This window comes from Kitasatospora sp. NPDC091257, assembly GCF_044757675.1.
GTDB lineage: Bacteria > Actinomycetota > Actinomycetes > Streptomycetales > Streptomycetaceae > Kitasatospora > Kitasatospora lactacystinica.
This window is the reverse complement of sequence record NZ_JBIVVI010000316.1, coordinates 1-7,985: the sequence shown is the minus strand read 5'-3', so window position 1 is coordinate 7,985 and position 7,985 is coordinate 1. Positions and strand designations below refer to the sequence as shown.

At 71.0% G+C, this 7,985-nt stretch carries 5 protein-coding genes, 1 tRNA gene and 1 pseudogene; 3 read left to right on the top strand and 4 right to left on the bottom strand.

What is annotated here, in order from left to right:
• The coding region (locus ACIQOV_RS16960; protein WP_401049245.1) for a LysR substrate-binding domain-containing protein at nt 1-742 on the top strand (742 nt) is incomplete at its 5' end.
• Nucleotides 743-858: 116 nt separating this feature from the next.
• On the opposite strand, the gene ACIQOV_RS16955 is transcribed toward ACIQOV_RS16960, so the two are convergent.
• Entirely contained in the window at nt 859-1,737 is an 879-nt protein-coding gene (locus tag ACIQOV_RS16955; RefSeq protein WP_401049243.1) for a hypothetical protein, read from the bottom strand.
• Complete coding sequence (locus tag ACIQOV_RS16950) at nt 1,734-2,252, bottom strand: SigE family RNA polymerase sigma factor (protein ID WP_359897967.1); 519 nt, start codon at nt 2,250-2,252, stop codon at nt 1,734-1,736. The genes ACIQOV_RS16955 and ACIQOV_RS16950 overlap by 4 nt, the downstream gene beginning before the upstream one ends.
• A 141-nt stretch (nt 2,253-2,393) precedes the next feature.
• On the opposite strand from ACIQOV_RS16950, the gene hrpA reads away from it, so the two are divergent.
• Both hrpA and ACIQOV_RS16940 read left to right on the top strand, forming a co-directional pair.
• Entirely contained in the window at nt 2,394-6,383 is a 3,990-nt protein-coding gene (gene hrpA / locus ACIQOV_RS16945; RefSeq protein ID WP_401049241.1) for an ATP-dependent RNA helicase HrpA, read from the top strand.
• A gap of 124 nt (nt 6,384-6,507) precedes the next feature.
• Nucleotides 6,508-6,581: transfer RNA gene (locus ACIQOV_RS16940), tRNA-Asp, on the top strand.
• A gap of 358 nt (nt 6,582-6,939) precedes the next feature.
• Here ACIQOV_RS16940 and bldC read toward each other — a convergent pair.
• Both bldC and ACIQOV_RS16930 read right to left on the bottom strand, forming a co-directional pair.
• Nucleotides 6,940-7,146 carry a developmental transcriptional regulator BldC gene (bldC, locus tag ACIQOV_RS16935; RefSeq protein WP_014137253.1) on the bottom strand — a complete coding sequence of 69 codons (207 nt, stop codon included), beginning with the start codon at nt 7,144-7,146 and terminating at the stop codon, nt 6,940-6,942.
• A 487-nt stretch (nt 7,147-7,633) separates the two neighbouring features.
• A pseudogene (locus ACIQOV_RS16930) lies at nt 7,634-7,985 on the bottom strand (hypothetical protein); the annotation flags it as partial.

The following is a 7,985-nucleotide window of genomic DNA, read 5'->3' as shown; positions in this document are numbered from 1 at the left end:
GGCGCTGACGCAGGGGGAGCGGGCGGTGGCGGCCGCGGGGTGCGCGGCGCGGCCGCTGCGGATCGACGTGTGGGGGCACCTGTACGCCCCGATGCGTACGCTCGCGCAGGCGGTGGACGCGGCGCCGGGGCTGCAGGTGGAGCCGGTGCCCGGCCGGGACCTGCCGTCCGTCGCGGCGGCCGTGCTGCGCGGGGAGTCGGACGCCGGGTTCGGCCGGGTGCACCGGCTGCCGGGCGGCGGGGGCGAGTTGACGCACCGGCTGGTCCGGCTGGAGCCGGTGGACGTCCTGCTGAGCACCGGCCATCCGCTGGCCGGCCGGGACGTCCTGCGCCCGGGCGACCTGCGGGACAGTGTGCTGCGCTACCCGGCGGCGGTGGACCGGCTGGACTTCCTGACCCGCTTCGCCGAGCGCTTCGGGATCGCCCGCCGGGTCGGCTCGACCAACCTGGGCCTGGAGCATTTCGTGGACCAGGTCCGTGCCGACCCGGCGTGCTTCTCCCTCGTCCCCGCCGACGGCCCGCCGCCCGGGCGCCCGGGTGTCCGCACCGTCCCACTGGCGGACCCGACCCCGCTCTACGCCTGGTCGCTCCTCTGGCGCACCGGTCCCGGCACCGACCCGCACCCCCGACTGGACGACCTGCTGCGGGCGTTCACCACCGGGGCTGCCCGCAACCGGTGGCTGGAGTACGACCCGGCCCGCGACTGGCTCCCGGACGCCGACCAGGCCGCGCTCCGCCCGTGACGGGCGCCCCGACCGCCCCGATCACCCCGACCGCCCCGATCACCCCGGCCACCCGACGGCCACCCGCCGCCACCCCGGCGGCCCCGACGGCCCCGGCGGCCCCGACGGCCACCGGCTCAGGACGTCCGGAGCCAGGTGTCCTTGACGCGCTCCACCGAGCCGTCCGCCGCGTAGTAGGTGACGGTCGCCGCGTCGGTGCCGGGCTTCGCCAGGATGCCGTAGTAGCGGAACGGGGAGTCCCCGACCACGACCGGCACCGCCTCGGTGGTGCCGCCGCTCTTCCAGGCGACCACGACCTTCGTGATGTCGGCCTGGACCCCCTCGATCACCACCGGCGGGACGCCCGCGCCGTCGTTGAGGCCGAGCGACGAGCCGCCGACGGCGCCCGGGAACCCGCCCGGGGCGGAGACCGCGTGCAGGGTGTCGTCCGCCTGCCGCTTGCCGTCCACGGTGTAGTAGTAGTTCACCCTGTCGATGCGCGTGTCCCAGTTGATGTCGATGTCCTTCTGGGTGACCGGCTTCACCGCCGGGTTGGCCGCGTGCCGCTCCGCCTGGATCATCCGGGCCTGCTGGGCGAAGTCCTCCTTGCCGGGGACGGCCGGCCACAGCGCGGTCCAGGCCTGCCAGGTGTGGCCGTTCGCGCTGCCTTCGGCGACCTTGACCCGGACGGGGTTGAACGGGTCCCGGGCGGTGGGCGCGCCCGTGGTGCTCACCGCGGTGGCCGAGGCCGCGGCCGAGGCCGCCACCACGGTCGAGACGGCCTGCCGGCCGCGCTCGCCGAGCACCGCCGTGCCTCCGGCGACGCCGGCGACCAGCACCGCCGCCACCCCGGCGGTCAGCAGCCGCCGGTGCCGCAGTCGCCGCCGGCCGCCGGCGACCAGCCGGTCGTACGGGACCGTCCCGGTCTCGACGCTCCCGGCCAGTTCGCCCAGGACCCGCACGGCCGCCGTCTCGTCTCCGGTCGCCGTGTTCCCGGGCAGGAACTCGTTGCTCATCTTGCCCCTCCGATGCTGGTCAGTCCGATGAGTGAGGAGGCCCCGCGGAGCTTGGCCAGGCCTCTGGCCGCCTGGCTCTTGACCGTGCCGACCGAGCAGCCCATCGCCACCGCGGTCTGGGTCTCGCTGAGGTCCTCCCAGTACCGCAGCACCACGGCCTGGCGCTGGCGCGGCGGCAGGGTGCCGAGTGCGGCGAGCAGCACGGCCCGGTCGTCCGGGTCGGCGCCGGCCGGTGCGGGCCGGTCCGGGAACTCGGTGACCGGGTACTCGACCAGCCGCCGCCGGAACCGTCTGGCGTGCTCGTTGATCACGATCCGGCGCACATAGGCGTACGGGTCGTCCGCGGCACGCACCCGGTTCCACGCCGCGTACGCCCGCTCCAGCGCCTGCTGGACCAGGTCCTCGGCGCCGTGCCGGTCCCCCGCGAGCAGGAACGCCGTCCTGAGCAGCCGTGACCACGCACTGCCGACGAACGTCCGGAACTCCTCGTCCCGGGCGGTCTTGTGGGCTCCCATGAGCACCTCCTCAACCTCCCGGAGCCCGGGACGGCCTCGGACCGTTGCCTGCCGTTCGCGATTCGCCGCCGACGGCTGTGACACTGGAGGGGCTCGAAAACCGAGGTGCGCTCCGCCGTGCCTCCTTGCGAACCTAGAGGGATGCCCGCAGTGAGTTCTCCCGCAGTCCAGTCCGCCACCGTACCCGCCGAGGGCCCCGGAATCGGCGGGCTGGCCGCCCGTCTGCCCGAGCTGACCCTGCGCGACCAGGTGCGGATCGGGCGCCGGCTGGAGGGGGCCCGTCGGGTCCGCAAGCCCGAGGCCCGGCAGAAGGTCGCCGCCGAGATCGCCGCCGAGATCGACCGCGCCGAGGCGGTCGTCGAGCGGCGCCGGCGCGCCGTCCCGAGGATCGGCTATCCCGCCGAGCTCCCGGTCAGCCAGAAGAAGGACGAGATCCTGGCGGCGATCCGGGACCACCAGGTGGTGATCGTCGCGGGCGAGACCGGCTCCGGCAAGACGACCCAGATCCCGAAGATCTGTCTGGAGCTCGGTCGTGGCGTGCGCGGCCTGGTCGGCCACACCCAGCCGCGCCGGATCGCCGCCCGCACGGTGGCCGAGCGGGTCGCGGAGGAGCTGGACAGCCCGCTCGGCGAGGCGGTCGGCTGGAAGGTCCGGTTCACCGACCAGGTCGGCCAGGACACCCTGGTCAAGCTGATGACGGACGGCATCCTGCTCGCGGAGATCCAGACCGACCGCGACCTGCACCAGTACGACACCCTGATCATCGACGAGGCGCACGAGCGCAGCCTCAACATCGACTTCATCCTCGGCTACGTCAAGCAGCTGCTCCCCCGCCGCCCGGACCTCAAGGTCGTGATCACCTCCGCGACCATCGACCCGGAGCGCTTCGCCCGGCACTTCGGCGACGCGCCGATCATCGAGGTCTCCGGCCGCACCTACCCGGTCGAGGTCCGCTACCGGCCGATCGTCGACGAGGCCGACGACGAGGCGGACGAGGCCGACCGCGACCGGGACCAGGTCCAGGCGATCTGCGACGCCGCCGAGGAGCTCCAGGCCGAGGGCCCGGGCGACATCCTGGTCTTCCTCTCCGGCGAGCGCGAGATCCGCGACACCGCGGACGCCCTCGGGAAGCTGAAGCTGAAGAACACCGAGATCCTGCCGCTGTACGCGCGGCTCAGTTCGGCCGAGCAGCACAAGGTCTTCCAGCGCTCCCGCAGCCGCCGGATCGTGCTGGCCACCAACGTGGCCGAGACCTCGCTGACCGTCCCCGGCATCAAGTACGTGATCGACCCGGGCAGCGCCCGGATCTCCCGCTACAGCCACCGCACCAAGGTGCAGCGGCTGCCGATCGAGGCGATCAGCCAGGCCAGCGCCAACCAGCGCAAGGGCCGCTGCGGCCGCACCTCGGACGGCATCTGCATCCGGCTCTACTCGGAGGAGGACTTCCTCTCCCGCCCCGAGTTCACCGACGCCGAGATCCTGCGCACCAACCTGGCCTCGGTGATCCTCCAGATGACGGCGGCCGGCCTCGGCGACATCGCCGCCTTCCCGTTCCTGGACCCGCCGGACTCGCGCAACATCAAGGACGGCGTCGCCCTGCTGCACGAGCTGGGCGCGCTCGACCCGGAGGAGAAGGACCCGCGCAAGCGCCTGACCCAGCTGGGCCGCAAGCTCGCCCAGCTCCCGGTGGACCCGCGGATGGCCCGCATGGTGCTGGAGGCGGACCGCAACGGCTGCGTCCGCGACGTCATGGTGATCGCCGCCGCGCTCTCCATCCAGGACCCGCGCGAGCGCCCGGCCGAGAAGCGCCAGGCCGCCGACGAGCGGCACAAGCGGTTCAACTCGGAGACCTCCGACTTCCTCTCCTACCTGGCGATGTGGCGCTACGTCCGGGAGCAGCAGAGCGAGCTCTCCTCCTCGGCGTTCCGCCGGATGTGCAAGGCGGAGTTCCTCAACTACCTGCGGATACGGGAGTGGCAGGACATCTACGTCCAGCTGCGCACCGTCGCCAAGCAGTTGGGCGTGACGATCGAGGAGCCGCACCCCACGGGACAAGAGGGCGAGCCGGACGCCGACCGGATCCACCAGTCGCTGCTGGCCGGCCTGCTCTCCCACATCGGTCTGTTCGACGTGGAGAAGCGCGAGTACGGCGGTGCGCGCGGCGCCCGCTTCGCGGTGTTCCCGGGCTCCGGCCTGTTCAAGAAGCCGCCGCGCTGGGTGATGTCGGCGGAGCTGGTGGAGACCTCCCGGCTCTGGGCGCGGATCAACGCGAAGATCGAGCCGGAGTGGGTCGAGCCGCTGGCCGGCCACCTGATCAAGCGCAGCCACAGCGAGCCGCACTGGGAGAAGAAGGCCGGCGCCGTCATGGCGTACGAGAAGGTGACCCTCTACGGGATGCCGGTCGTCGCCCAGCGCAAGGTCAACTACGGGAGGATCGACCCGGAGCTCTGTCGCGAGCTGTTCATCCGCAACGCGCTGGTCGAGGGCGACTGGGAGACCCACCACCGGTTCTTCGCGGAGAACCGCAAGCTGCTCGGTGAGGTCGAGGAGCTGGAGAACCGGGCCCGCCGCCGGGACATCCTGGTGGACGACCAGACCCTGTTCGACTTCTACGACGCCCGGCTGCCCGACGAGATCGTCTCCACCCGGCACTTCGACTCCTGGTGGAAGAAGGCCCGGCACGAGCAGCCGGACCTGCTGAACTTCGAGAAGTCGATGCTGATCAACGACGCCGCGGACGGCGTCACCGAGGCCGACTACCCGGACCACTGGCAGCAGGGCAAGCTCCGCTTCAAGCTGACCTACCAGTTCGAGCCGGGCAGCGACGCGGACGGCGTGACCGTGCACATCCCGCTGCCGGTGCTGAACCAGGTCACCGCGGAGGGCTTCGACTGGCAGATCCCCGGTCTGCGGGAGGAGCTGGTCACCGCGTACATCAAGTCGCTGCCGAAGGCGATCCGGCGCAACTTCGTTCCGGCGCCGGACTTCGCCAGGGCGGCGCTGCGCGCGGTGAAGGACCGCCAGGAGCCCCTGCTCCCGGCCCTGGAGCACGCCCTGAAGCGCCTGACGGCGGTCACCGTGCCCCCGGAGGCCTGGGACGACGACCGGGTGCCCGATCACCTCAAGGTGACCTTCCGGGTGGTGGACGGGCGCCGCAGGCTCGCCGAGTCCAAGGACCTGGAGGAGCTGCGGCTGAAGCTCAAGCCGAAGCTCAAGGAGACGCTCTCCTCGGCCGCTTCCGGCCAGGGCATCGAGCAGAGCGGGCTGACCGCCTGGCCGGCCTCGCTGCCGGTGCTCCAGCGCACCTTCGAGCAGCGTTCGCGCGGCCACTCGATGCGCGCCTACCCGGCCCTGGTGGACGAGGGCCCGTCGGTCGGCGTCAAGCTGTTCGACACCCCGGAGGCGCAGGCCCGGTCGATGTGGGAGGGGACGCGGCGGCTGCTGATGCTGACCACCACCTCCCCGGCCAAGTCCATCCAGGGCCGGCTGGGCAACCAGGCGAAGCTGGCGCTCTCGCACAGCCCGCACGGCTCGATCGGCGCCCTGTTCGAGGACGTCGTGGCCGCCGCGACGGACCGGCTGATGACCCTGGCCGGCGGGCCGGCCTGGGACGAGGCGGCCTTCGGCAAGCTGCACGACAAGGTGCGCGCGGACCTGTACGACCTGTCCGCGGACACCACGCTGAAGACGGCCACCGCGCTGATCGCCTTCCACAAGGCCTCGACCCGGCTGAAGTCGGTGAGCAGCCCGGTGCTGCTGAACGCGGTGAACGACGTCCGGCTGCACCTGGCCTCGCTGGTGCACCCGGGCTTCGTGACGGCCACCGGCTGGCAGCGGCTGCCGGACCTCAAGCGCTACCTGCTGGCGGTGGACCGTCGCCTGGAGGCGCTGCCCAACCACCCGCAGCGGGACGCCCAGCAGCTGCTGAAGGTGCAGCAGGTGCAGCAGGAGTACGGGGAGCTGCTGGCGGCGGTGCCGGCCGGGCACCAGCCGTCCGCGGAGGTGCGGGCGATCCGCTGGATGATCGAGGAGCTGCGGGTCAGCTTCTTCGCCCAGTCGCTGGGCACGCCGAGCCCGGTGTCGGAGAAGCGGATCACGAAGGCGATGGCGGCGGCGCGGGCGACGCTCTGACCCGGGTGGCCGTGTGAGCTGCGGTGGGCCTTCAGGAGCCAGTTCGACCTGGGGGCCCACCATGGGCTACAGTCTGTCTTGTTCGCAGCGCGGCAAGCGAGTGAACGAGATCAGGAAACACTCTGGTCCCGTGGAGCAGTTGGTTAGCTCGCCACCCTGTCAAGGTGGAGGTCGCGGGTTCAAGTCCCGTCGGGATCGCCGCAGTGCGAGAGGCCCGGAACCGTCAGGTTCCGGGCCTCTCGCTTTTGACCGTTCGGCCCACTACCCCGGCCAGGTCTAGACCACAAGTGACGGACCGTGTGACGGTCGTCACGGAACCTCCCCAGGAATCGGCCCCGTACGACCCTTCCCGGAACCCCGTTAATTTAATATGTAAAATTGTACAGCTATTCACTGTAAATCCCCCCCGCCCCACGCGCATCAAATCGTTATCCGGAGTTCAACATTCCGACCACTCGCCCGGGCACGGAACACCCTCGGGCGGGCACGACAAAGGGGCCGCTTACCGGACCCGGCGGAGTCCGGTAAGCGGCCCCTTTAAAGAGCCTTTGGCCTATCAGGCCTCAGTGCGCTGGGCGGGAATCCCGGCCAGCAGAGCGCGCACCTCCGCCTCACGGTAACGGCGGTGACCGCCGAGCGTGCGAATCGACGTCAGCTTGCCTGCCTTTGCCCAGCGAGTGACCGTCTTCGGGTCCACGCGGAACATGGTGGCAACCTCTGCCGGCGTCAGCAGCGGCTCAGCATCAGGGGTACGAGCGGTCATGAGCGGCCTCCTCGGGAGAACCGAACCAGGGCGGTTCTATCCTTCAAATTCTGCACCTTGGCCCGCGATGCCCGAAATGGCATAGACGGGCCGAGTCGGTTATAGGACGAACGGCTTGTCCTGGTGTCTACAACTACACCATCCGTCCAGCCCTATCGACCAAACCGCCAAAATTGACCCCTCACGGGTTCAAGGCCGACGGATGGCGATGGACCACCCCATAACGGACAGTCACATAGCGATGACATCCGGTTACGAAGGGACCAGACCCTCCGTTTCCCCGCAAAGCACGCATCGACTCCAGAACCACCCAAAAGTGGGCACGCTCACGTGAAGTTGGGCTGGTTGTCCCATTTTTGCACATAGGGGTAAGTTCGCGTCAACGGTGAGTAGTGTCACGTTCGGCAGCTATTGACCCGAACCAGGACCTTGGTCATCGGACGTGCGGTGCTTAGGACTCTTACAGTCATACACGCGCGGTCGGACATCAGTTCGCGTGCCGCAGCGCCAGCACCCGGCGCCACCGCACCGTCAGCTCCCCGTACACGCGCAGCGCCTCGGCGGTGTCCCCCGCCCGCAGCGCCCGCAGCCCCTCCTCCAGTTCCCCCGCCGAACGGTCCGCCAGCAACCGCTCCGGACCCAGCAGATGCACCAGACCCCCGTAGTCCAGTTCCACCAGCGAGCGCGGATGGAACTCCTCCAGCCAGCGCCCGACCCGCTCCGCCCCCTGCACCAGCTCCCCGTCCGGCACCGCCTCGCGCAGCGCCCGGAAGGCCCGCGCCACCCGCCGGCGCGCCTGCGCCATCGGCACCAGGTAGAACAGCGCCGCCGGCCGGCCC

Excerpts from the sequence above, each read along its gene's own strand:
- hrpA (WP_401049241.1), top strand. The coding sequence starts at position 2,394 with ATGCCCGCAGTGAGTTCTCCCGCAGTCCAGTCCGCCACCGTACCCGCC.
- bldC (WP_014137253.1), bottom strand. The coding sequence starts at position 7,146 with ATGACCGCTCGTACCCCTGATGCTGAGCCGCTGCTGACGCCGGCAGAG.
- ACIQOV_RS16950 (WP_359897967.1), bottom strand. The coding sequence starts at position 2,252 with ATGGGAGCCCACAAGACCGCCCGGGACGAGGAGTTCCGGACGTTCGTC.
- ACIQOV_RS16955 (WP_401049243.1), bottom strand. The coding sequence starts at position 1,737 with ATGAGCAACGAGTTCCTGCCCGGGAACACGGCGACCGGAGACGAGACG.